This window comes from Pseudomonas sp. P110(2024) (genome assembly GCF_057480795.1).
In genome coordinates, this window is the sequence record NZ_JBLIYT010000007.1 from 307583 (window position 1) to 331318 (window position 23736).

General features: G+C 57.6%; 21 protein-coding genes. 17 read left to right on the forward strand and 4 right to left on the reverse strand.

Annotated features, from left to right (window positions below; genetic code table 11):
* The first annotated feature begins 85 nt into the window (after positions 1-85).
* Positions 86-1267 (forward strand): MFS transporter, encoded by a 1182-nt coding sequence (locus tag AC25ND_RS13850; RefSeq protein WP_186597580.1) that lies wholly within the window; start codon positions 86-88, stop codon positions 1265-1267.
* On the opposite strand, the gene AC25ND_RS13855 is transcribed toward AC25ND_RS13850, so the two are convergent.
* Positions 1218-1979, reverse strand: a complete 762-nt coding sequence (locus AC25ND_RS13855) for an SDR family oxidoreductase (protein WP_028691779.1) — start codon at positions 1977-1979, stop codon at positions 1218-1220. The genes AC25ND_RS13850 and AC25ND_RS13855 overlap by 50 nt on opposite strands.
* Before the next feature lie 176 nt (positions 1980-2155).
* Between AC25ND_RS13855 and AC25ND_RS13860 the strand changes: the two genes are divergently transcribed.
* On the forward strand, positions 2156-3157 hold the full coding sequence (locus AC25ND_RS13860; RefSeq protein WP_182322967.1) for an NADP-dependent oxidoreductase: 1002 nt from the start codon (positions 2156-2158) through the stop codon (positions 3155-3157).
* A gap of 57 nt (positions 3158-3214) precedes the next feature.
* On the opposite strand, the gene pyrF is transcribed toward AC25ND_RS13860, so the two are convergent.
* Positions 3215-3916, reverse strand: coding sequence for an orotidine-5'-phosphate decarboxylase (gene pyrF / locus AC25ND_RS13865; protein ID WP_028691781.1), 702 nt, complete (start codon positions 3914-3916; stop codon positions 3215-3217).
* Between the two features lie 182 nt (positions 3917-4098).
* On the opposite strand from pyrF, the gene AC25ND_RS13870 reads away from it, so the two are divergent.
* On the forward strand, positions 4099-4266 hold the full coding sequence (locus AC25ND_RS13870; protein WP_096048406.1) for a DUF2897 family protein: 168 nt from the start codon (positions 4099-4101) through the stop codon (positions 4264-4266).
* Positions 4267-4321: 55 nt separating this feature from the next.
* Here the strand turns inward: AC25ND_RS13870 and AC25ND_RS13875 are convergent, their stop codons facing one another.
* A complete protein-coding gene (locus AC25ND_RS13875) occupies positions 4322-4660 on the reverse strand; it encodes a ComEA family DNA-binding protein (RefSeq protein WP_186597582.1) in 339 nt (112 codons plus the stop codon).
* Positions 4661-4967: 307 nt separating this feature from the next.
* Positions 4968-6053, reverse strand: coding sequence for a GDP-mannose 4,6-dehydratase (gene gmd, locus AC25ND_RS13880; protein WP_186597584.1), 1086 nt, complete (start codon positions 6051-6053; stop codon positions 4968-4970).
* A 658-nt stretch (positions 6054-6711) separates the two neighbouring features.
* On the opposite strand from gmd, the gene AC25ND_RS13885 reads away from it, so the two are divergent.
* From AC25ND_RS13885 to AC25ND_RS13950, 14 genes are all read left to right on the forward strand, one after another.
* Positions 6712-7725, forward strand: a complete 1014-nt coding sequence (locus AC25ND_RS13885; RefSeq protein ID WP_186597586.1) for a glycosyltransferase — start codon at positions 6712-6714, stop codon at positions 7723-7725.
* A complete protein-coding gene (locus AC25ND_RS13890) occupies positions 7725-8870 on the forward strand; it encodes an FAD-dependent oxidoreductase (protein ID WP_186597588.1) in 1146 nt (381 codons plus the stop codon). Before AC25ND_RS13885 ends, AC25ND_RS13890 begins: the two co-directional genes overlap by 1 nt.
* Positions 8871-8877: 7 nt before the next feature.
* Entirely contained in the window at positions 8878-9621 is a 744-nt protein-coding gene (locus AC25ND_RS13895; protein WP_186597590.1) for a glycosyltransferase, read from the forward strand.
* Positions 9618-10559: an aldo/keto reductase gene (locus AC25ND_RS13900; RefSeq protein ID WP_186597592.1), complete on the forward strand. Its 942-nt coding sequence runs from the start codon at positions 9618-9620 to the stop codon at positions 10557-10559. Before AC25ND_RS13895 ends, AC25ND_RS13900 begins: the two co-directional genes overlap by 4 nt.
* Positions 10560-10949 carry a GtrA family protein gene (locus AC25ND_RS13905; protein WP_186597594.1) on the forward strand — a complete coding sequence of 130 codons (390 nt, stop codon included), beginning with the start codon at positions 10560-10562 and terminating at the stop codon, positions 10947-10949. It begins immediately after the preceding gene.
* Positions 10950-11374: 425 nt separating this feature from the next.
* Complete coding sequence (locus AC25ND_RS13910; RefSeq protein WP_186597596.1) at positions 11375-12376, forward strand: GDP-L-fucose synthase family protein; 1002 nt, start codon at positions 11375-11377, stop codon at positions 12374-12376.
* A complete protein-coding gene (locus AC25ND_RS13915) occupies positions 12376-14379 on the forward strand; it encodes a glycosyltransferase (protein ID WP_238348169.1) in 2004 nt (667 codons plus the stop codon). Before AC25ND_RS13910 ends, AC25ND_RS13915 begins: the two co-directional genes overlap by 1 nt.
* Entirely contained in the window at positions 14376-15206 is an 831-nt protein-coding gene (locus AC25ND_RS13920) for an ABC transporter permease (RefSeq protein ID WP_186597598.1), read from the forward strand. Before AC25ND_RS13915 ends, AC25ND_RS13920 begins: the two co-directional genes overlap by 4 nt.
* Entirely contained in the window at positions 15196-16539 is a 1344-nt protein-coding gene (locus tag AC25ND_RS13925) for an ABC transporter ATP-binding protein (protein ID WP_186597600.1), read from the forward strand. The genes AC25ND_RS13920 and AC25ND_RS13925 overlap by 11 nt, the downstream gene beginning before the upstream one ends.
* Positions 16532-17542, forward strand: a complete 1011-nt coding sequence (locus tag AC25ND_RS13930; RefSeq protein WP_186597603.1) for an FkbM family methyltransferase — start codon at positions 16532-16534, stop codon at positions 17540-17542. The genes AC25ND_RS13925 and AC25ND_RS13930 overlap by 8 nt, the downstream gene beginning before the upstream one ends.
* Before the next feature lie 114 nt (positions 17543-17656).
* Positions 17657-20098, forward strand: a complete 2442-nt coding sequence (locus tag AC25ND_RS13935) for a hypothetical protein (RefSeq protein WP_186597605.1) — start codon at positions 17657-17659, stop codon at positions 20096-20098.
* Positions 20099-20775: 677 nt separating this feature from the next.
* Complete coding sequence (locus tag AC25ND_RS13940; RefSeq protein WP_186597607.1) at positions 20776-21711, forward strand: GDP-L-fucose synthase family protein; 936 nt, start codon at positions 20776-20778, stop codon at positions 21709-21711.
* The gene (locus tag AC25ND_RS13945; RefSeq protein WP_186597609.1) at positions 21712-22455 is read left to right on the forward strand and encodes a glycosyltransferase family 2 protein; all 744 of its coding nucleotides are present in this window, start codon (positions 21712-21714) and stop codon (positions 22453-22455) included.
* Between the two features lie 12 nt (positions 22456-22467).
* Positions 22468-23586 (forward strand): glycosyltransferase family 4 protein, encoded by a 1119-nt coding sequence (locus AC25ND_RS13950; RefSeq protein WP_186597611.1) that lies wholly within the window; start codon positions 22468-22470, stop codon positions 23584-23586.
* Positions 23587-23736: the final 150 nt, after the last annotated feature.

Sequence of the window (23736 nt, forward strand, 5' to 3'; positions counted from 1 at the left end):
AAATGCTCCGCGAGTGTGCCTTGGCGAGCACCACTGCCAAGGCCGATGCTGCCAACCACTGTCACTGCCTTGCGGATCCGTACCGATGTCCACTCGCCATGCCCCAGTCCTGCTGGCCTTCGCCCTGTGCCTGATCACCCTCGCGGTGAACCTGCAGGCCCCGCTTTACATCACCTACGCCGACCTGTCCGGGCAAGGCGCGGCGGCGACCGCCGTGGCCTTCTCCGGCTATGTGCTCGGCGTGCTGCCGGTGCTGTTGGCCCTCGGCGGCCTGGCCGACCGGGTGGGCCGACGCCCGCTGATCCTGGTCGCGCTAGCCCTGTCGATGGTCGCCACGCTGCTCATGCTGCTGGCACCGAGCCTGCAGATGCTGGGCCTGGCGCGCCTGTTCCTGGGGCTGGGCACAGGCCTTGCCTCGGCCACCGCCACCGCCTACATGAGCGAACTGATGGCGCCGGACGCCGATAGCCGCGCCGCCACCTGGGTCACTGCCAGCACGTCGCTCGGTTTCGGCCTGGGCGCGGCACTGACCAGCCTGTTCCTGCTGCGCGGCCCGACTCTCACCCCCGGCAGTTTCCACCTGCAACTGGCATTGGCCGCCCTCGCCTTGCTGCTGGTCTGGCGTCTTCCCGACCCTCGTCCGGCGCAGTGCAGCGCCATGCTGCGCCTGCCCTGCTACCCCGCCGGCAGCCTGGCCTATGGTTTGGCGATCCTGCTGGCCTGGGCCTGTGTCGGGTTGGTGATCGCCCTGCTGCCGGGGATCCTGCGCCAGCACGGGCTTAGTGCCTGGTCGGGGTTCTCGACCTTCTGCGTGATCAGCTGCGGCTTGTTGTTCCAGCCGCTGGCCCGGCGCCTGGCCAGTGCCCAGGCGACCTTGCTGGGGCTGCTGATCCTGCCGTGCAGCTACGCGCTGCTGGCCTGGGGGGCCGACAGCGGCAATCTGCTGGGTGTGCTGCTGGGCGCCGTGGCCGCGAGCAGCGCCTGCTATGGCTTCATTTACCTGGGTGGCTTGGCGGCGGTGAATGAGCGGGCCGGGAGCGAGAAGACCCGGGCCAGTGCCGGGTTCTTCCTGCTCGCCTACCTGGGATTCAGCCTGCCGGTGATTTTTACCGGATTGCTCAGCGACCGGCTCGGCTCGCGACTGGCGCTGATCGCCTTCGGCGGCGTGTTGCTGCTCGGCTGCGCAGCCGTGGCACTGACCCTGTGGACAACCTCAGTCAAATCGCCAACGCGCCGCCATCGACAGTCAGACTGTGCCCGGTCGTGAACGCCGCGCCATCGCTGCACAGGTACAGCACCGCGCTGGCGATCTCCTCGACCTTGCCGATGCGCCCGACCGGGTGCATCGCCGCGGCAAACTCGGCCTTGCGCGGATCGGCCTCGTAGGCGCGGCGGAACATATCGGTGTCGATCACCGCCGGGCACACCGCGTTGACCCGGATGCCCTTCTTCGCATACTCGATGGCCGCCGATTTGGTCAGGCCGATCACCGCATGCTTGGACGCCGCGTAGATGCTCATCTTCGGCGCCGCCGACAGCCCGGCCACCGAGGCGGTGTTGACGATGGCCCCACCGCCCTGTGCCAGCAACAGCGGTAGCTGATACTTCATGCACAGCCACACACCCTTGACGTTGACCCCCATGATCGCATCGAACTCCGCCTCGCTGCCCTCCGCCAGGCGCCCCTTCTCGATCTCGATACCGGCGTTGTTGAAGGCATAGTCGAGCCGGCCATAAACCGTGATGACCTGCTCATGCAACTGACGCACATCGTCGTCACGGGTGACATCGCAGGCGACGAACAGCGCCTCGCCGCCAGCCTGGCGAATCAGCGCCACGGTGGCTTCACCGCCGGTCGCGTCACGGTCGGCCACCACCACCTTGAGCCCCTCGGCGGCGAATGCCTGGGCCGTCGCCCGGCCGATGCCCGCCGCGCCACCGGTGACCAGGGCAACCTGGCCGGAGAAAGTCATGCTCATCACTGGCTCCTGCAAAAGGATGGGAAGTCGTGGCTGAGTCTAGTCAGGGCACCGCCGGGCTGGGCAGCATCATCAAGGGCACGGTTGGACTACTATCGTTCGCGGTGATCTTGCGTGACGCGGCCCATTCAACCCGCCGATCATCAGCCCCTCACACTCGTTCAGGAGAACTCGCCATGCCCCACACCAACCGCTGTTTCCTGCTGACCAAGCGCCCGGTCGGCGCCGTGCGCCGTGACGATTTCACCTATGAGCAGGGGCCCGCCAGCGAGCCGGGCGAAGGCCAGGTGCTGGTGAAGAACCTCTACCTGTCGCTGGACCCGGCCATGCGTGGCTGGATGAACGAAGGCAAGTCGTACATCCCGCCCGTGGGCCTGGGCCAGGTCATGCGCGCCCTCGGCGTCGGCGAGGTGGTCAGCTCCAAGCATCCGGACTACAAGCCCGGCGACCATGTCAGCGGCGCCCTTGGCGTGCAGGATTACTTCACCGGCGAACCCCAGGGCCTGCACAAGATCGACCCGCGCCTGGCGCCCCTGCCCCGCTACCTGTCCGCCCTGGGCATGACCGGCATGACCGCCTACTTCGCCCTGCTCGATGTCGGCCAGCCCAAGGCCGGCGAGACCGTGGTGATCTCCGGTGCCGCCGGCGCGGTCGGCAGCATTGCCGGGCAGATCGCCAAGCTCAAGGGCTGCCGCGTGGTGGGCATCGCCGGGGGCGCGCAGAAGTGCCAGTACCTGCTGGACGAACTGGGCTTCGACGGCGTCATCGACTACAAGGCCGAGGACGTGCTGGCCGGTCTCAAGCGCGAATGCCCCAATGGCGTGGATGTGTACTTCGACAACGTCGGCGGCGACATCCTCGATGCCGTGCTGTCGCGCCTGAACTTCAAGGCCCGGGTGGTGATCTGCGGCGCCATCAGCCAGTACAACAACAAGGAAGCGGTCAAGGGCCCGGCCAACTACTTGTCGCTGCTGGTCAACCGTGCGCGCATGGAAGGCTTCGTGGTGATGGACTACGTCAAGGAGTACGGCAAGGCCGCGCAGGAAATGGCCGGCTGGCTGGCCAGCGGCAAGGTGAAGAGCAAGGAAGATGTGGTGGAGGGCCTGGAGACCTTCCCCGAGACGCTGCTCAAGCTGTTTAGCGGGGAGAATTTCGGCAAGCTGGTGTTGAAGGTCTGATATCAGCAGCCAGGCGCCTTGTGGGAGCGGGGCAAGCCCGCTCCCACGATCCCTGATTCAACCGCGGATTTCAGCCACAACGGCAGCCAACGCCTTGGCAGGATCCGCCGCCTGGCTGATCGGACGCCCGATCACCAGGTAATCGGAGCCGGCGTCCAGTGCCTGACGCGGGGTCAGAATCCGGCGCTGGTCATCCTGGGCACTGCCCGCCGGGCGAATCCCCGGGGTCACCAATTGCAGCGACGGATGCGCCGCCTTCAGTGCCGGCGCTTCCAGTGCCGAGCACACCAGGCCGTCCATGCCGGCTTTTTGCGCGAGCGCCGCCAGGCGCAGCACCTGCTCCTGCGGATCGACATCCAGGCCAATGCCGGCCAGGTCCTCGCGCTCCATGCTGGTCAGCACGGTCACGCCGATCAGCAGCGGCTGCGGGCCGCTGCGCTTGTCCAGCTCCTCGCGGCAGGCCGACATCATGCGCAGGCCACCGGAGCAGTGCACGTTGACCATCCATACACCCATCTCAGCCGCGGCCTTGACCGCCATGGCGGTGGTGTTGGGGATGTCGTGGAATTTCAGGTCGAGGAATACTTCGAAGCCCTTGCTGCACAGGGTTTCGACTATCCCTGAGGCGCTGCTGGTGAACAGTTCCTTGCCCACCTTGACCCGGCACAGGGCAGGGTCGAGCTGGTCGGCCAGCTTCAGTGCGGCGTCACGGGTGGGGAAATCCAGGGCGACGATCAGGGGCGTCTGGCAGGCGGACATGGGCAGGGTCTCTTGGCAAGTCGTAAACGGCGCGCATTGTAAACGAAGTGGCGTGGGGTTTGGGGGCCGCGGGTCATGAGATTTGGCCCGGCCGCGGGCGGCTCCTATAATTGAACCAACGGCTGCGGCAATGGCTCGAATGCCATGTAAGCGGTGCCCTGTAGGCTTTCAGGAGAATCTCGATGCCTTGGTATGCCTGGTTGATACTGCTGGTTGCTCTCGGGTCGATTGTCGGCGGGTTGATGATGCTGCGGGATACGGCGAAGAAGTTGCCGTTGACGGAGGAGCAGTTGAAGAAAGTGCATGAGCGCAATGCCGAGGCGGATGCCAAGGATGCGCAAGAGCGCTGAGTTGTCCCTCCCCTCACAGCCGACCGCCTTGCGGCTGGCCGGCTGCCTCGCACGTTTACTCGATAGTCAGTTTGTCGCGGTTACGGTCCAGTAGTGCCTTGCCGATGCCCTTGATCTCCAGCAACTCATCCACCGACGTAAAGGGTCCATGCTCATCACGATACATCACGATGGCATCGGCCTTGGCCTTACCGATGCCTTTGAGCGCCTTTTGCAAGGCCGCAGCGTCGGCGGTGTTGAGGTTAAGAGTCAACGGCCGCGAATCGGCTCCTGACTCGGCAGTAGCGACCACTGGGGATGGGGTGCTGGATAACGTGACCGGGGCAGCAGTGGTGGCAAAGGACAATCCTGCGATGAACGGAAGCAGCAGGTAGGAAAGAACAATGTTACGCATGATGCACACTCCTGTGGCTGGATAGGGACGCAGCGTTTCCGTGACTGCCCTTACAACCTAGCGCGTCTGGAGGAGTCGGCGAATGGAGAAAGTTTGCAAGATCTATCAGCGCAGCCAAGCATCCCGCGCTGCAGGCTCCCCCTGAACAGTCAGGCATTCGGCAGTGGTGGCAGACTGTGACTCACAGGGTGACGGAGGGAAGATTTTGCAAGAAGTGGCTCACTGCGCATGAGTGCGCATGAGCCACCCGGAGTTACAAGGCGGATTCAGGCCCGGTTACCAGGCCTGGGTAGCCCACCAGCAAGGATCACTCGTGGTAGTCATAAGCCGCATAACCGTGCTTCTTGACGAGTTCATCGCGCTGGGCAGATTTCAGGTCTTCCCGCATCATTTCACTCACCAGTTCATGGAAAGTGATTTTAGGGACCCAGCCGAGCTTCTGCTTGGCCTTTGTCGGATCGCCAAGCAGCGTTTCCACTTCGGTAGGACGGAAGTAGCGCGGGTCAACGGCGACAATGCATTTACCGTTTTCGTCATAGCCCTTCTCGTCCACACCCTCACCTTTCCAGGTAACAGTGATATCGGCTTCCTTGGCTGCCGCATTGACGAAGTCACGAACGCTGTATTGAACACCGGTGGCAATGACGAAATCTTCGGGGTTTTCCTGCTGGAGCATAAGCCACTGCATTTCGACGTAGTCTTTTGCATGACCCCAGTCACGCAGTGCATCCAAGTTACCCAGGTACAGGCAGTCTTGCAGACCCAACTTGATACGCGCGATCGCACGGGTGATCTTGCGAGTGACGAACGTTTCACCACGAACTGGGCTTTCGTGATTGAAAAGGATACCGTTGCACGCATAGATACCGTACGCCTCACGGTAGTTGACGGTGATCCAGTAGGCATACATCTTGGCTACGGCGTAAGGCGAACGAGGGTAGAACGGGGTCGTTTCCTTCTGCGGAACTTCCTGCACCAGGCCATACAGTTCGGAGGTCGAGGCTTGGTAGAAGCGGGTTTTCTTTTCCAGCCCCAGAATACGGATGGCCTCGAGAATACGCAGTGCACCCAGCGCATCGGAGTTGGCCGTGTATTCCGGCTCCTCGAACGATACTGCCACGTGAGACTGCGCCGCGAGGTTGTAGATTTCGTCTGGCTGGACTTGCTGGATCACGCGGATGAGACCCGTTGAATCTGTCATGTCGCCGTAGTGCAGAACCAGTCGACGGTCAGACTCATGTGGGTCCTGATACAGGTGGTCGATCCGATCAGTGTTGAAGGACGACGCCCGGCGCTTGATACCGTGGACCTCATAGCCTTTGTCCAGCAGCAGCTCTGCCAGATAGGATCCATCCTGACCGGTCACACCGGTGATCAATGCAACTTTTTTCATCATAACTCCCTTCAATCAACCAAGGCGAAAAGCAATGGGGCCGCGCAGTGGCGGTCAGCACCGCTGAACGTGAAATCCAAGCGCCTAGCCGAACCCAGACGGCCATTTTCACATCTTCAAGAGAAAACACGAGAGGAACTGGCTGCTCCGTCTCATGGTTGGCTTAAAATCAGCCTGTCACTCTACCATCCAAAGCGCCCTCGCGAACATCCATGCCCGCGCACTCGTCATCTCGTTGAATTTTCCTAGTGAAGCCGCCGCTCCTCACATGACTCAGCCCCGGTAAAAGGCCACTCTTTTGACATCGCAGTGCTCTGGAACGTGGCAACGACCAAGAGATATTTCACGCAACTGGCCGATGTCCTGCCTGTCAGCAAAGTACGCCACAGGACCGATACAACTATCCGCACCAGACAGGCTTGTGATAGCTTTTCCTTTTGCGCCGACCGCCAGCAGACATCGTAGCGCTGCTTTCGCCGGGACTGCCGATGGGCCTCAAGCGACTTTTTTGGTCCAGTCGGCCTCGAAGCCTGTACTTGACCGGCGCAGGCAGGTCTTTCGCCTAGTCAAACCCGTGAATTTTCGGCACGCCATTGTTTTCGGCAGCGCTTCAACGCGCATCATCACCGCCTTTAAAATCTTCAAAGAGCATGCATAAATGGATTTTTTCCCCTGTTTCTTGTCCGTTGTATTCGTGGTCCGAAACCAGTCAGAAAGCATCGGGAGTACGCTTTCCGAAGCCGCGAATGTCATTTCGGGGCTGGTCAGTGATTATGAGCTGATCATCGTCGACAACGCCTCGGACGACGACAGCATCAGTACGCTCAAGACACTGACAGGCGAACAGGGGCTGGCAAACCTGCAGGTATATGCGCTGACCAAGGAAGTGAATACCGACACGGCATCATGGGTAGGACTGGAGAACGCTCTCGGGGACTTCGTTGCCGTTATCGACCCGCTAGTGGATGACATCAACTTCATCCCCACCATGCTCGACCAGGCTGTCAATGGCGCCGATGTAGTCTTCGCCAGCAACAAGATCAAACCTGCCCTCAGCCTCGCGTACCGAAGTGCGAATGCCGTCTTTCAAGGGATCTACAACAGGCTCAATGGCGTCAACCTGGCAAAAGAAGCGCCGCAGTACCGGATACTCAGCAAGCGCATCATCAACTTCATCTTGCAGCACCCGCAACCCACGCTCACCTACCGTCACCTTCCCGCTACTGGAGGGTTTGCTCGCGCCTACCTTTCATACAGCGCAACTCCACGGTCCACTCCCAAAAAGCGCCTGGGCGACAGCATAGATCGCGGCATGCGCCTGCTGGTGTCCACCACCCGGGCCCCCATGCGGCTGGTTACCTACTTGTCTTTGTTCGGGGCAACGGCCAATGCCCTCTACAGCATTTATGTCCTCGCGGTAGGCCTGTTCAACCCCCATGTCGCACCCGGATGGGTCAGTGTCTCACTGCAACAGTCCGGCATGTTCTTCCTCATATCCCTGGTCTTGCTGGTACTGGGTGAATACATCTTGAACATGGCCAGCCTGACCAACGAAGGGCCGCTCTATCATGTTGGCCAGGAATTCACGAGCGCGCGCATGACCCGCCTCGAAAAACTGAATATCGAAGAGATCGCGACCGAACGCCCTCAGAGCAAGGTACAAGCATCCTGATGTCGCCCACCCACGAAAAACAGACGGCCGTGATCATTGGCGGAGGTTTTTATGGCGCGGCCATTGCAATCTATCTGGCCAAGCAACGTGGCCTGCGACACGTTCTGTTGATTGAACAAGAAGCTGCGCTGCTTGCCCGCGCCTCCTACCACAATCAGGCGCGGGTCCATAATGGCTATCATTATCCCCGCAGTTTTACCACGGCCTACCGAAGCCGGATCAATCTGCCACGCTTCGTGAAAGACTGGCCAGACGCCGTGAGGCAGGACTTCACCAAGCTCTATGCCATTGCGAGGCGCAATTCAAAGGTAACCGCACGGCAATTCGAGCGGTTCTGCCGAGACATCGGTGCACGCATCGAACCTGCCACGGCTGAACTGCAAGGACTCTTCGAGCCTCGCCTTGTCGAAAAGGTATTTCTGGTCGACGAATATGCGTTCGACAGCACCAAGCTTGCAACCTGGGCTGCAGACGAACTCGAGCAAGGCGGCACTCAGGTCCGCTACGAAACCAAAGCGCTAGAAATATCCAGGGCCCCTGACAACCTTCTGAGCGTCGTGACCGAAGCCAAGGACGGCACTCGAAATCAGATAGCCTGCCGCTACGTATTCAATTGCACCTATAGCGGGCTGAATCACTTCAAAGGCGACTTCCCGGGCGTTCAGGCTCGCCTGAAACAGGAAATCACCGAAATGCCCCTGATGCGCATGCCAGCGCCGCTCGCAGGCCTTGGTATCACCGTCATGGACGGCCCCTTCTTCTCAATGATGCCATTCCCTGCGCGCGGCCTTCACACCCTCTCGCATGTTCGCTATACGCCTCACCTGCACTGGGAAGACCAGCCCGACATCAACCCCTACGACAAGCTAGGGAACTACGAACAGAAAAGCCGAGTGGATCGCATGCTGAGGGACGTCGGTCGCTACTTGCCTTGCATCTTGAACGCCGAGCATGCGGACTCGCTCTTCGAGGTCAAAACGGTTCTTACCAAAAGCGAAGGTGACGACGGCCGTCCTATTCTTTTCGAGAGGCATGTGACGCTACCGGGTTGCTATTCCATCCTTGGCGGGAAGATCGATAACATTTATGACGCTCTGGAAAAGCTAGACTCAGAACCCTTCAGCGAATTTGAATTCACCCCATGAGCCGCCCATGAACAAGACCATCGAAATAACCATTCCCGTTCTGAATGAAGAAGCCACACTCGCTCAACAAGTGGGCATTGCATACACTTTTCTACGCGACGAACTTCAGGACCTTGGCCAGATCACATTAGTTTTGGCTGACAATGGCTCCACCGACAGAACCCCAGATATTGGCCGCGCCCTGGTGAGCGAATTGCCCGGGGTCAAGTACCTGCGGCTGGAGAAACGCGGCGTCGGCCTGGCGCTGAAATCCTCATGGGGTGCCTCGACTGCCGATATCGTTGGCTATATGGATCTCGATCTTGCCACCGATCTTGTCCACCTGCGCCCGGCACTGAGCGCCCTGGTGGCTGATCACGCAGACATCGTCACGGGTTCAAGGCTAGCCAAAGGCGCCAAGGTCATCGGCCGCACGCCGCTGCGAAACTTCACTAGTGCGTGGTTCAACCGTATCGTCAAATGGGTCTTCCGCACTTCGTTTAGCGATGGCATGTGCGGCTTCAAGTTCCTCAAGCGAGGACTGCTGCCCGCGTTGATGGCCGACGGAGCGAAAAGCGACGGGTGGTTCTTCGCAACCGAAATTCTGGTCACAGGCGAACACTTGGATTATCGGGTCCTCGATCTACCGGTAACCTGGACAGATGACCCCAACTCCAAAGTCAAGGTCGTCAAGCTTTCCTTGGAATACTTGAAAGCCATGCTTGCGCTTCGCGAGCGGCTGCGCACTGCCAAGGGAGGCTCCAACGCATGACCAAAGTTGATCGTGCTCGCAAAACCCTGGTGCTCGGCACGGCATTGTGGGGCTGGGGCCTGGAGGAACAGGAGGCCTACCGCCTGTTGGATGCATTTGTCGAACAAGGTGGGCGGCTCATCGACACCGCCACCAACTACCCCATCAACAAATGCCCCTCGAATTTCGGACTTGCGATACGCTGGATCGAGCACTGGCTCAACGTCAATGGCCACAGCGAACTGTCGGTCATCGCCAAGATCGGAGCTGTCGACAATACAGGTACACCCAACTGCGACCTGTCCCCCGCCAACATCAGTGCAACCGGATCTGAGCTCAGGGAACGCCTTGGCAACGCCCTCTATTGCCTGTCGGTACATTGGGACAACCGTGGCGGCGACGCACAAGACGTCAAGGCCATCGAGCAGACGTTGACTGCCATGCTGGCCCTGCAACATCAAGGGCTGGAGCTGGGTCTCTCGGGCATCAAGCATCCGCAACTTTATCGAGACTGCTGCCCGGCCATGGCTGCAAACTGGCTTATTCAAGTCAAGGAAAATGTCGTCACCCGTGCCGCTCGCGCAACCTACACCGCTGCTTTTCCTGATGCGCGGTACCTGGCCTACGGGATAAACCTCGGCGGCATCAAGAACACTCCCGCCACCGAGACCGGCAGCGCGGAACTGAGAAATATCGTTCACCCCTCGGCGCTCATCAACACACTCAGCGCCTTCCTTGAAGCCGATCATGGGCTTGATCCCCGCCCCGCCACAATGAACGAACTGGCATTGGCCTTTACATACGCCAATCCAGCACTCTGTGGCGCAATCATTGGGCCACGCAACACCGAGCAGCTCACCCACACCATGACCTATTGGGCCTCATTGAACCAACGCTTTGACGCCCCGACCCACCGCGCATGCCTGTCTGCATTATCCGCGCAACTGGAAAATCACTAGATGATTGAGTTACTGAAATATGGCATCAGCGGCGTCATCAATACCGCTGTAGGTTACAGTGTGTTCTGGATTCTTTTCACGCAACTGCAGGTGTCCGCAGAGTGGGCGAACGCATTCGGCTATGCGGTTGCCCTGGTTGTTGCTTTCATCTTGAACAAGGTATTTGTATTCAACAATGCGACTTTTCATCAGCGGATGATCCTGCGATTTATTGTTGCCTTCCTCCTGTCTTTCATTATTAACCAGATCATTCTGATAGCCCTGCATCGCGGCCTGAGCATACGAGCGGAAATTGCGCAAGTGGTGGCCATGGCAAGCTACACCGTAGTGTTCTACCTGCTCAACAAACGGTTCGTCTTCTCGGCACGCCCGATCGCGGAAAAGCCCTGACGCCTTGTAAAAAGCACCGTATCCTGCAGCCTGGTCAAGGCGCTGGGACAGCCGGAAAATGGCATTACCGTGATATCACCGCCCCCCCCTGCCGCATTCTCCAGACACACCCTCAAGCCGGCAAGAATCGGACATGATGTGAAGTCCCAGGGTGGACGAACCGCGATTGAGACAGTAATTTTACACATTGGTATTTGGCGACTCATAGAATCCACCTTCGGCCTATGCTCATTGCGTGAACAACGCCCGGGCAGGCCAGCCACATCCACTCCGCCACGGGAAGCGGGGCCTTGCAGGTTCTACCGCAGGTACATTGACACGTGAACGTTGGTCGTGTGCAGATCTCAATAGAAGTCGCGCTGTAGGGATGCAGGAATTGGGCGAAGGGAAATTTGCGAAGCTTTCTGAAAAATTAGGATGATCAAATGTCTGCAACAAACCTCTCGGCAGCTGCACAGGGCTCCACCCACGATTTCACCGGGAAAAAGGTCTGGATCACCGGCCACAAAGGCATGCTGGGCTCTGCGGTGGTTCGTAACTTCGAACGCGAGAATGCCCAACTTCTGCTGACGTCGCGGGATGACCTTGACCTCACCGATCAAGCAGCCGTGTACGCATGGATGGATGCAAACCGCCCGGACTACATCTTCCACGTAGGCGCCAAGGTGGGCGGCATCCACGCCAACTCGACACTGCCGGCATCGTTCATCTACGACAACCTGATGATCCAGACGAACGTCATCTCGGGCGCGCATAAATTCGGCACCCAGAAGCTGTTATTTGTCGCTACCAACTGCACGTACCCCAAAAACGCCCAGCAGCCGATTACTGAAGATGCACTGCTCACCGGCCCGTTGGACGAAAGCATCCGCGCTTATGCCGTGAGCAAGATCGCCGGCATCGAAATGTGCCGCGCCTACCGTAAGCAGTATGGTTGCGATTTTGTCTCGATCATCCCCCCGAACCTGTACGGCCCTGGTGACAACTACCACTCCCAGCACAGCCACGTGGTAGCAGGTATTCTGCGCCGTACCCATGAAGCCAAACTGCTCGAGAAAGATGAATTCGTCGTATGGGGTGATGGCACGCCACGGCGTGAATTGCTACACGTCGATGATCTTGCCGACGCCATGAAGTGCGTGATGCGTGCACCGACTACTTACGATCTCTACAACATCGGATGCAACCGCGATATCGCAATCGCCGACCTGGCCGCCATGATCGCGGATGTGGTCGGTTACCGGGGCAAAATCGTCTATGACACACAAAAGCCGAACGGGACCATGCGCAAGCTGCTTGACAGCAGCAAGGTCCGTGAACTTGGATGGCAACCGAAGATTGACGAAAAAACAGGCCTGAAAAGTGCCTATGCGGACTTCCTCACATTGCTGGCCTCGCCCACGCCAGGTGCTCGCATCGACCGCTGATGGACTGCGTCGATTCCATTCCCCTCCCCGCTGCAAAATTGGATGTTTGTGCAATGAGTAATGTTTTTCCTCTGCCTGAAGGCTTACTTGGCCGTTTCGGCGTAGTTAAACTCTGGCCGGGTATCAAGACCGCCGAAGACGAATGCATCGCCCGTCTCAAGCTGGCGGCCCGGGCGATAGGCATCGAGTGCATCGAGGTTCATGCCGATGGAGGCTATATCGATGCGCCGGACATCAAGGCATCCAAAAGCAACGTGGACTTTGTCATCCACCTTCACTACGACACCCCAAAACGCTATGACGCGTTCTCGTTTGTCGCACTGTGGAACCCACTCAAGTTCTATCATGAGTGGGGCTATCAGCGGTGTTCGCGCAACCTGACCACTCACGACGACTTCCTCAGCTGCAGCTCCGATGCGGCTGACGATCACGTCGCCAGAATGGTCCGGACCTCCACCACGCACCTGCCCGCACACTTCAACCTGTACCATTCCACACCAGAAATTGTCCACGGCCCGTCTCTGGGTGATGGCAAACTTTTCTATGCGGGCATCAACTGGGAGGCCATTGTCAGTAGCCGCAAGTCACGCCAGCAGGAAGTGCTCAAGCGGCTGGATCCGACGGGCCTGCTGAAGATCTACGGACCAACGGTATTCCAGGGCGTAAAGGTCTGGGAGGACTACCAGAGCTATGTACGGGAGATTCCATTCGATGGTTTCTCCATGATCAACGAAATCGCCAAGGCGGGTGCAGCCTTGGTGCTCTCTTCACAGGCTCACCGCGACTCTGAAATGATGTCCAATCGCCTGTTTGAAACAGTGGCAGCCGGCACCTTGGTCATCTGCGATGAAAACCCGTTCGCGCGGCGATTCTTTGGTGATTCCCTGCTCTATATCGACAGCCGGTCGCCAATGGAGCAGATCTACAGCGACATCACCGCACACCTTAGCTGGATCAAAGAAAACCCTGACGAAGCACTGGCGAAGATAGAAAAAGCACAGGCGCTGTTCAGGGAGCATTATTCGCTCATCGGTAGCTTGAAGACGCTCTACAGCGGCCTGAATGCACGTAAGCAGCAGTTGGTTGCCCATCACCTGGGAGACGCAGGCGAACAGACCCACGTAAGCCTCAACCTGCTGATGCTCGATTACTCCACCCAGGCGCTCAAAGCTCATGTCGAGAGCGTGCGCAGGCAGGACTACGGCAACTTCACGCCTAAACTGGTCATCGACAAGCGTGTAGCGGACAGCTTCAAGCCCGAAATATCGGCCATTCTCGACACGTCTCCTGTGCCGATTCGGGTGAAAGAAGTGGAAGGCCACAACTACGGCATCCACCCTGACATCAAGGCCAAGCGTCGTCTGGGGCAAATCTTCCAGGAACTGATTGACGATTCCGCGGATGCCGATGCGATCATCTTCGTCGCCCCCAATGAGAAGCTGCTATCCAACCATCTGACAACCCTGGTCGGCGCACTGCAAAGCGACTCTGAACTCGCGTGCGCGGCTACGGCAGCAATCATGGATGATGGGCACTCTCCCGTTCACACTGTCCATGAGCTGCTGGACTTTGGTCATGTCGACGCCGCCGCGCCTCCAGGTTACGGGCGTTTCATCTTCAGAACCAGCGCCCTGCCCAGAGACTTGGTGATTGCCCTGCCCTATCTGGACGGGCGTCCACTGGCTGCCATGATCTCCGGCAAGATCAAGCACCTGCTTCCGGCCACGGTAACCCTCGATACGCGACGCAGCTTCCCGGAACGCACCTGGGACGAGGCCGCAGAAACCGAGCTGATCAAGGATTACAACCCGGGCGTACTGAAGGTGTCGGCAGGCTTCTACCTGCCTGACAATCCGGCCCCTGTAGTCATCCAGCAGATGTCCCAACCAGCGCTTTACAAGAAGTTTCTCAACAAAGCCTGGGTCAAGGCCCAGATTCAAGCCATACGGACTCATGGCTTGAAAGCGCGTTTGGAAGTGTTGCAGCGGAAACTGAGCTCATGAATCCACACGCGCCTGCCCCCGTCTCGCCGCTGTCGCTGTGCAGGAGTGTCTGGTCGAACAGACACCTGATACAGCAAATGACCAAACGGGACGTGATCGGTCGCTACAAAGGTTCGATCATGGGGATACTGTGGTCTTTCGCCAACCCAATCCTGCTGCTGGTCATCTACACCCTGGTGTTCTCGGTGGTCTTCAAGGCTCGCTGGGGGACTGGCGAACCAGGCAGCAAAAGCGAGTTCGCGATACTGCTTTTCACGGGAATGATCGTTCACAGCCTGTTCGCCGAAACGCTGACTCGAGCGCCAACGTTGATTCTCCATAACGTCAGCTACGTCAAGAAAGTGGTCTTCCCTCTGGAGATCCTGCCGATCATTGCCATGGGGACGGCCTTTTTTCACGCGCTCGTAAGCATAGCTGTGCTGTTGCTGGCGCAGCTATTGGTCCATGGCGCCATTCCCTGGACCGTGGCGTTCCTGCCGCTGGTCCTCGCACCTCTGATCGTGCTGTGCCTGGGGTTGGCATGGATACTCGCCTCTCTTGGCGTATTCCTGCGAGACGTCGCCCACCCCATCGGGCTGCTCATGACGTTGCTGCTATTCGGCTCGCCCGTGTTCTATCCTATTTCCGCGCTACCCGTGGAAATCCAACCCTGGCTGATGCTCAACCCGCTGACGTTCATCATCGAGCAGACCCGAGCGGTGCTGATAGCTGGCCAGCCCCCCGATTTCATGGGGCTGAGCATTTACACTGCCGTTGCCGCCAGCCTCGCATGGGCAGGCTACGGTTGGTTCCAGAAGACCAGAAAAGGATTTGCAAATGTCCTCTAGCGAATTCGCGATTCGCGTGGAAGGCGTTTCCAAGCGGTTCGAAATTTTCGAGCACCCTCGCGACCAGTTGAAGCAATTCATCTACCCGCGCCTGAGGCGCTTGTTCGGCCGGCCGGAGCGCGACTACTTCAGGGAGTTCTGGGCGCTGCGCGAGGTGTTTCTTGATATCCGCAAAGGCGACTCGTGCGCCATTGTCGGGCTCAATGGCAGCGGCAAAAGCACACTTTTGCAGATCATTACCGGCACCCTGACCCCGACGACTGGAAAAGTCAGTGTCAATGGCCGGGTCGCCGCGCTGTTGGAGCTGGGATCGGGGTTCAACCCTGATTTCAGCGGACGTGAAAATGTCTACATGAACGGCGCACTGCTGGGTTTCAGCCGTCGCGAAGTGGAAGCAAGGATTCCCGACATCGAAGCCTTTGCCGATATCGGCGAGCATTTCGACCGGGCACTCTCTACCTATTCGAGTGGCATGCAGATGCGCGTGGCCTTCGCCGTCTCCACCGCGTTCGAGCCAGACATCCTGATCGTCGATGAAGCACTCGCCGTGGGCGACGCTTACTTTCAGCAAAAATGCTTCCAACGTCTGGAAAGTTTTCGTGAGCGTGGTGGCACCTTGCTGTTCGTGTCCCACGATGCCAGCACCGTCAAGCACATTTGCAACAAAGCTCTGTTACTCAGTCATGGGAACGCAATCAGTTTCGGCGCCCCCCGAGACGTGATCGATCTCTACCAGGGACTGGTGGCCAAGAAGACCGACATGAGCAGCAGTGAAATTTCCATCGACCAAAGCATTGCAACTGCTGCCGAGCGCTTCGAAGCCATCGAGCAGCCCAAGGCATGGACGAAGGCAACGACCATCACCACCAATGGCGATGCCGAACTGGTCGACTTCCTGATGCTCGATACGGCCAACCGGCCCGTCACTCATCTTGAAAGTGAAACTTCGCTGACCATTCGCTATGTAGTGAAACTGAACAAGGATTTCGAGCGCCCGGCGTTTGGCTTGATTATTCGCGATCGAATGGGGCGTTCGGTATTCGAGACCAGCACCTTTGCCATGCAAATGCCTGACAACCCACGCCTGCAAGGGGATCAGATACTGGTGCGATTCAACCTCAACATGAATCTGAAGGCTGGCCAGTACTCGTTCTCAGTAGGTGTGGCCAACAAAGGCTTCGCCAGGAGCGAATTCGAGGAATACAGCCTGCTGATGCATGACGTGGAACAGCTCCAGGTGACCGAATCATCAGTGGCGGACTTCTACGGCGGGATTTTCAACATGCATCCAGTGGTAACAGTAGACGTATTGGAGTCCAGACAACATGCCTGATCTAGATACAATGAACAGCCAGCTGGAACGTGTCCTGGAAGAACTCAAAGGCTTGACTGAGCGGCAATTGCATTTTGAAAAAATCATGCTGGATAAAGAGCTGTCGCCCAAAGAGGTCACCAGCTTAAGCCCCCTGCTGCAACGCAACTTCATTGCCAACGCTGACGCCACCCAGCAGAAACTGTTGATGCATGCCTGGCGCCAGAACACACCGGCCATACTGAGCCAGCAGGATCTGGTTGACAGCGGATTTCGTGCGTTCTCCCAAAATGACGAAGACGGCATCCTGTTGCGCCTGTTCAATCATGTCGGTTGGACCAATCGCTATGTGATCGAAATTGGCAGCAACTGCAGCGACTCGGCCATCGGCATCCCGGAGAACCTTTCGACCAACCTCATCGTCAACCATGGCTGGCACGGCACGATTGTCGAAATGGACACCGTCGAGTGTGCCCGCATGCGCTACTTCTTTGCGCGGACCTCGTCGACGCGCCACTATCACTGGACCCAAGAAAGCGAGTCTCATTATTACTCGCCACTGATCATTGAGCAGGCTGTCACCCCCGACAACATCAATGAGCTGCTACTGGGCGCAAATCCGCAACCTGAGCCAGACCTGTTCATCATCGATATCGACGGCGGGGACTATGCCGTGATGGAGCGACTCCAGGCCATCAGGCCTCGGGTCATCGTGGTGGAGTTCGAAAAGCGGTTCCGTGAGCGCTACAGCGTTGTTCAACGAGACAGGACGCAGTTCAGCAGCAGATGGCCCCAGTCGGGCTCTGTCAGTCTGTCCGCCTGGGTCAAAATGCTGCAGCTCCGCGGCTACACGCTGTGTGCGGTTGGCAACTGCTGCTTCAACGCATTTTTCGTACGCAACGATGTCGCCAACGGCCGGCTGACGCCCATGCCCCCCGCACAGGCATTCGATGAGCACCCCGTTTTCTCGGCAATTGACGAGACATTCTGGTTGGAGCCTGACGAAAGCTGGCAGATCGTATGACCCACACTATATGCGTCGCACAACGGCGTGGCTGGCCTACAGCTATCTTCCAGTTTCGACGCCCACGTTCGCCATCAGCAGCATAGGCACAGCAGCCCCCACGAACGGCACACATTGAGTAAGGCGCAATCCGGCATGACGCTAAACCCTCTTCAAAAAACAATTGCTACGCTTGGGTTCATTACTTTCAGCTCCCTTGTCATCGCCTATGTAGCGATGGGCCTCCACCAATCAGGCCTTAGCTCCCCTTTTATCTATGATCACCTCGATGATATCTGGCAGTTCAGCCTGACCAAGGTACTCAAGGAAACGGGCTGGATTCTCTCCAACCCCTATCTTGGCGCCCCTGAGGTCGCACATTGGCATTACCACTCCGCTGCCCAGACCAGCGCCTTGCATTCGATCATCATGCTGGCAATGAGCCCTTTCTTTGACAGCGCCATCACCTTGCAGCAAACCTATTACATACTGAACTTCCCGCTGATTGGCCTGACCACCTACCTGGCCTGCCGCCTGCTTTCAATCGCGCGACTGCCTGCAATATGTGCGGCCTTGCTCTACGCCTTCTGCACGTATCGCTTCAACTTCGTGATCTATTCGTTCCTGTCCAACTATTTCACGATACCGTTGGTCATGGTATCGATCGTCTGGGTCATGCAAGGCAAGTTTGACAGCCTACTGAAGGCTCCGACCTTGGGTACTGCCCTGGCGACACTGTTGAAAAACAAGTCGTTCCTTCTCGGACTCGTCTTCATCGTGCTCGTGGCCCTCGCCGACGGCTACTACGCATTTTTCTCCTTGCTTCTGTTCGGTTGCGCGGGCGTTATTCGTCTTGCTGTCGGGGGCTGGAGACGGCCACGACTGCTCATGCCGGTAATCCTCTACGGATTCACCCTGATCTTTACCTCCCTTGCGATACAGGCTCCGTTGTATCAGTACAAGAAAGCGCACCATGACGAGTTCTATCCGAACAACATCCCGGACCCTGCGCTGAACAAGCAACCCTTTGAAGCGGAAGTCTACAGCAGCAGCCTGAAGCTTCTGTTGACCCCTACGCCCAACCACCACATCGCGCATTGGGGGGCCATGGGCGGCAAGGTACTCGAAACCACCAATAGCGCCCGCCGCTTTCCTACATTCACCGTGGTGCCACTGGGTATCATTGGCTCGCTTCTGCTGCTGATCGCATTTGCAGCGCTGATCATTCCTCAATTGAAACGCGCCCTGTTCACCGAGCACCGTGACGAAGGTGACCACAGTAACCTCAGCCTCAGCGACAGTCTGCTTGCCGTTACGTTCTTTGTATTCCTGTGCAGTATTTCCGGTGGTATCGGCAGTTTGGTGGCCTTGGTGTTCCCGACCATCCGCGCGTATGACCGCTACCCCATCTTCATGATGCTGGCTCTGCTGCTCCTAGGTGCCTTGCTGGCGAGCCGAGCACTGGCGCGCACTGGCTATCCGAAGCTCGTGGCCAGCATGCTGGTAGCAGTTACGGCGTTTGGCCTCTATGACCAGATCCCCGCCAACGTGGCAGGACGTAATCCCGACATTCGCCCAAGAGTCGCCGCCGAGACCGCTTTTGTTCAAGAGCTTGAGTCAAAGGTTGCCCCCGGCTCGATGGTCTATCAGTACCCCTATTCTCAATACCTGTCTGACAACAAGTACTATGGTTGGGGCTCTTTTGCCCACATTCGCCTGTACCTGTTCTCCAAGACCCTCCACTGGAGCAATGGCGGCCCTAAAAACAGCCCGGCAGATGACTGGAACCAGCGCATCTCGAAACTCCCAGTAGACGAACTGCTCAGCGAAATCCGCGCCCTTGGTTTCAAAGCATTCGTTGTGGACAGAACCGTTATCAAGGATGAGGAATATGCTGCGCTCAAGCAGGCGTTGCTCGTTCAACAGATCAGCCTGACAGAAGAACCGACTCAACAACTCGCGTATGCACTGCTGCCTCCGAGCAACATGGCGATCACCTATGCACCGGACTACAAAAGCCTGGACAGCCTCACGTTGCACGAGCCGCCAGCCAAGGAAGAGACCCGCTACCCTGAATTGGTCAATAGCGAGCAACTTCGCGTCCTGCTGGCAACGTCCTCCCCTGTCTATCCGCTGCGCATCGAGCGCCAGCAGCATCCGGAAATCTTCCAGGACTTGACCTTGCTGCGTAAGGGTAGTGGTGACTTTGCCATCACGCCGATTGCAGACTTCAAGGCTACCCTGCATTGCAATGTGCCCGATGAGCAGAAGCGTATCGCCCTGGACTTCACCAATAACAACTCCTATAGCGTTACCTTCGGTCAGGGCCCGTTCCCGATTGCATTGGGTGTCCACATCAAAGGGCCAGACGATGCCATGCTACTGTGGGACGCAGGCTACCGCATCGCCCCCGTCGTCACCGTCAAGCCGGGAGAGACAAGGCGCTTTGTATTCAATCCCGATGACTTCAGCCCAGGCGCAAAATTCAGAGCGCAGGGTAGTAATACAGTACAGTTTGAAATGGTGCAGGATGGTAACGCCTGGTTCTCCAGCGTGAGTTGCTCATCCTCCTTGTAACGATTATTCCCACTTCGCGCTTCGTGCGAACAATCGGCCGACACGCTAGATTGTTCGCGTTGAGATACAGGTTTTACTGATGCAAGATGGTCATTTCGTGATTAAGCCGCCGGGAAGTGCGAAGGGGCCGAAGAACCCTCCACCACTCCAGCAAACGGGTTGTGAACCTACATACACAATGAAGTGGGCCAGGAAAGTTGCACCCATACGCAACGCGACGGAATACAGTGCTTACCTACTGCCGCCATCGATGGTCAAACCTTGCCACCGCTACTTTCCTCGCACCCCACTGCTCCGCCAACGGCGCAGTGCACTGCATCGTGGCCAGACTGCATCTGGAGCACCGGGACCACGCCGTGTTGCACGCAGGTACAGCTACTACGGACCCTGCTGGTCATTTGTCACTGAAAACACATTTGCACCATCGTGGACACACGCGTTGCCAGCGCATATGGCATACGCGACCAGCAAGGAAGCAACGCCAACAGGTTGCGTCTGCCCACCCGGCGTACAAGTAGTTCTGAGACCGCCCGCAAAGCAGAAAGCGGGTTGGACAACTAAAATCAGCCATGTGGGATCGACCACCACCGTAATGGTCAGTATCCCTATCGCTGCGAACCATGAAGAATTGGTAAAAATCATGGCGACCCCGTTTACAATTACCACGAGAATGCCAGGTGGATAAACGCGCTAAAATCTACATCGCAGGCCATGCTGGCATGGCAGGCTCTGCGCTCCTGCGGCGGCTGACAGCTGCCGGTTACGACAATGTCGTCACTCGTACCCATGCAGAGCTCGACCTGACCCAGCAAGCAGCGGTGGATGCTTTTTTTGCTTCAGCGCAACCTGAGATCGTCTTTTTGGCAGCCGGCAAAGTCGGAGGCATCAAGGCCAACAGCAACTTCAGGGCGGACTTCATCTACCAGAACCTCATGATCGAGGCGAACGTGATTCACAGCGCCTGGAAGCATGGCGTACAACGCCTCCTGTTTCTCGGCTCCAGCTGCATCTACCCACGCGATTGCCCGCAGCCCATCCATGAGGACTACCTGCTGACCGGCCCGCTGGAACAAACGAACGAGCCGTACGCCCTAGCCAAGATCATGGGCGTAAAACTGTGCGAGAACTACCACCGCCAGTATGGGGCACGTTTCATCTCGGTCATGCCCTCCAATCTCTATGGCCCAAACGACAACTATGACCTGGAGAACTGCCACGTTCTGCCGGCGCTAATCTGCAAGGCCCACGAGGCCAAGGCCAAGGGCGCCTCAGAACTGATCGTTTGGGGCTCAGGTAAGCCCCGTCGGGAATTTCTGTTCGTCGAGGACATGGCCGATGCTTGCCTGCACTTGATGAATTCCGACGTTTCCAGTGGACTGTACAACGTCGGCATGGGCGATGACCTTCCGATCAGCGAGCTGGCAGAGTTGGTCATGGAAGTTGTTGGATACGACGGAAAAATCGTCTACGACCGTAACCAACCCGACGGCACGCCCCGCAAACTCCTTAACATCGAACGCCTGAAAAGCCTCGGTTGGTCTGCTAAAACGCAATTGCGAGAAGGCATAGCCCTGACTTACAAGGACTTTCTCAGCCGTAGGAATCACCGCTAAATGCCCGCTCCTTTGGTCACCATTGCCGTACCTTCCTACAACCAGGGACGCTTTCTTGATGACGCATTGAAATCCATCTTCGAACAGAACCTTCCCGTGGAAGTGTTCGTACTCGACGGTGGTTCGACCGACAACTCCCTGGAGGTCATTCAGAAGTGGGCGCCGCGGCTCGCAGGGTGGCGCAGTCACAAGGACGCAGGGCAAGCAGCAGCCATCAATGAAGGTATTCTGCAAGGGCAGGCACCTTATGTGTGCTGGCTGAACAGTGACGACTGGTTCATGCCTGGCGGATTGCAGCACCTGGTCGACGCGCTTGACGCAGCCAGTGAAGCACCGGCGGTCTACGGAAAGTGCTGGAATGTCATCGAGAAGACCGGCAAGCGACACGCTGTATGGGTAGAGCCCTTCAGTGAGCGGCGCCTTTCGCTGCGCTGCATCATTTCACAGCCCGCCACATTGATACGCAGGTCGGCATGGGAGGCGATCGAAGGTGTGGACGGCACCCTGCATATGGCGATGGACTACGATCTCTGGTGGCGCTTGTTCAAGTCGGCAGGCCCGCTCAAACATATCGATGCCTACGTCGCAGCCAACCGCGAGCATGAAGAAACCAAGACCAAGACCTTGCGCAGGCGCCACTATGCCGAGGCCATGGCGGTAGTACGCAAATATCACGGCAGCGTGCCTTTGAAATGGTGGCTGTATCAGCCCTATTCCGTCTGGTTCAAATCCATCTTCCCGTAGCCGGAACCCACTATGCGAATTTTGCACTTTTTCAAGACCGCGCAGCCAGATACCGTGGGCGGAATCGAGCAGGTAATTCATCAAATTTGCCAGCACTCGTCGAACTTTGGGACAACTTGTGAAGTTTTGGCACTTTCTCGAAACCCACACCCTGCCGTCGTCGAGATGAATGGATATCGTGTGCACCGGGTCAAGGAAACGTTCAACATTGCCTCTACTGGTTTTTCGGTGGAAGCCTATGCAAAGTTTAAGGCCCTCTCGAAAGATGCAGACCTGATCCACTATCACTTCCCATGGCCGTTCATGGATGTGATTCACTTTGCCAGCCGCACAGACAAACCCTGCATTGTTTCATACCACTCGGACATTGTGAATCAGAAACAACTGCTGAAGCTGTATCGCCCATTGCAGAACAAGTTTCTGCGCAGCGCAGACCGCATCGTCGTTGCTTCACCCAATTACCTGGAATCCAGCGAGGTCTTGCCGCCCTTTCGCGACAAGATCCGTATCATTCCCATCGGCGTTGACAAGCCTAGCTACCCGGTGCCGGCACCGGAAGTGAAAGCACACTGGGCCGAAAAAATTGGCGGGCGGTTTTTCCTTTTCGTAGGTGTGCTTCGCTATTACAAAGGCCTTCACGTATTACTCGAGGCCCTGAAAGGAACCGATTACCCCCTGGTCATCGTCGGGGATGGGCCAAAGAAAAACGAATTGCTCGCCCAAGCGAACGAGCTCGGCCTGAACAATGTGTATTTTCTGGGACGGCTGGACGATGAGGACAAAGTAGCCTTAACACAGCTGGCGACAGCCGTTGTGTTTCCTTCCCATCTACGTTCGGAAGCGTTTGGGATAACGCTGGTAGAGGGGGCCATGTACGGGAAACCCTTGATTTCCTGCGAAATAGGCACCGGAACGACTTATATAAACATTGCCAATGAAACAGGCCTTGTCGTCCCCCCGGAAGACCCTATCGCATTGCGCCATGCTATGAAATACCTATGGGATGACCCGGAAGAGGCCGAAAACATGGGGCGAAACGCGCACCAGCGCTATCTCAGACTATTTTCCGGCGAACTCATGGTCAAAGCATACACCGACCTTTATAAAGAAATACTTACTGAAAGACAGTAATACCGTATTTGATGAGGCGTTATTTCAACGCCTCTAGCACACTGTGTGAGAGTAAGCGATCCATGAACCCCACCTACCGAGAATAGGAAGTCGCAGTTATCGTGGCATCTCCGGCGAGCAGTTCCACGGCAGTAGCGCTTCATAGTCTGC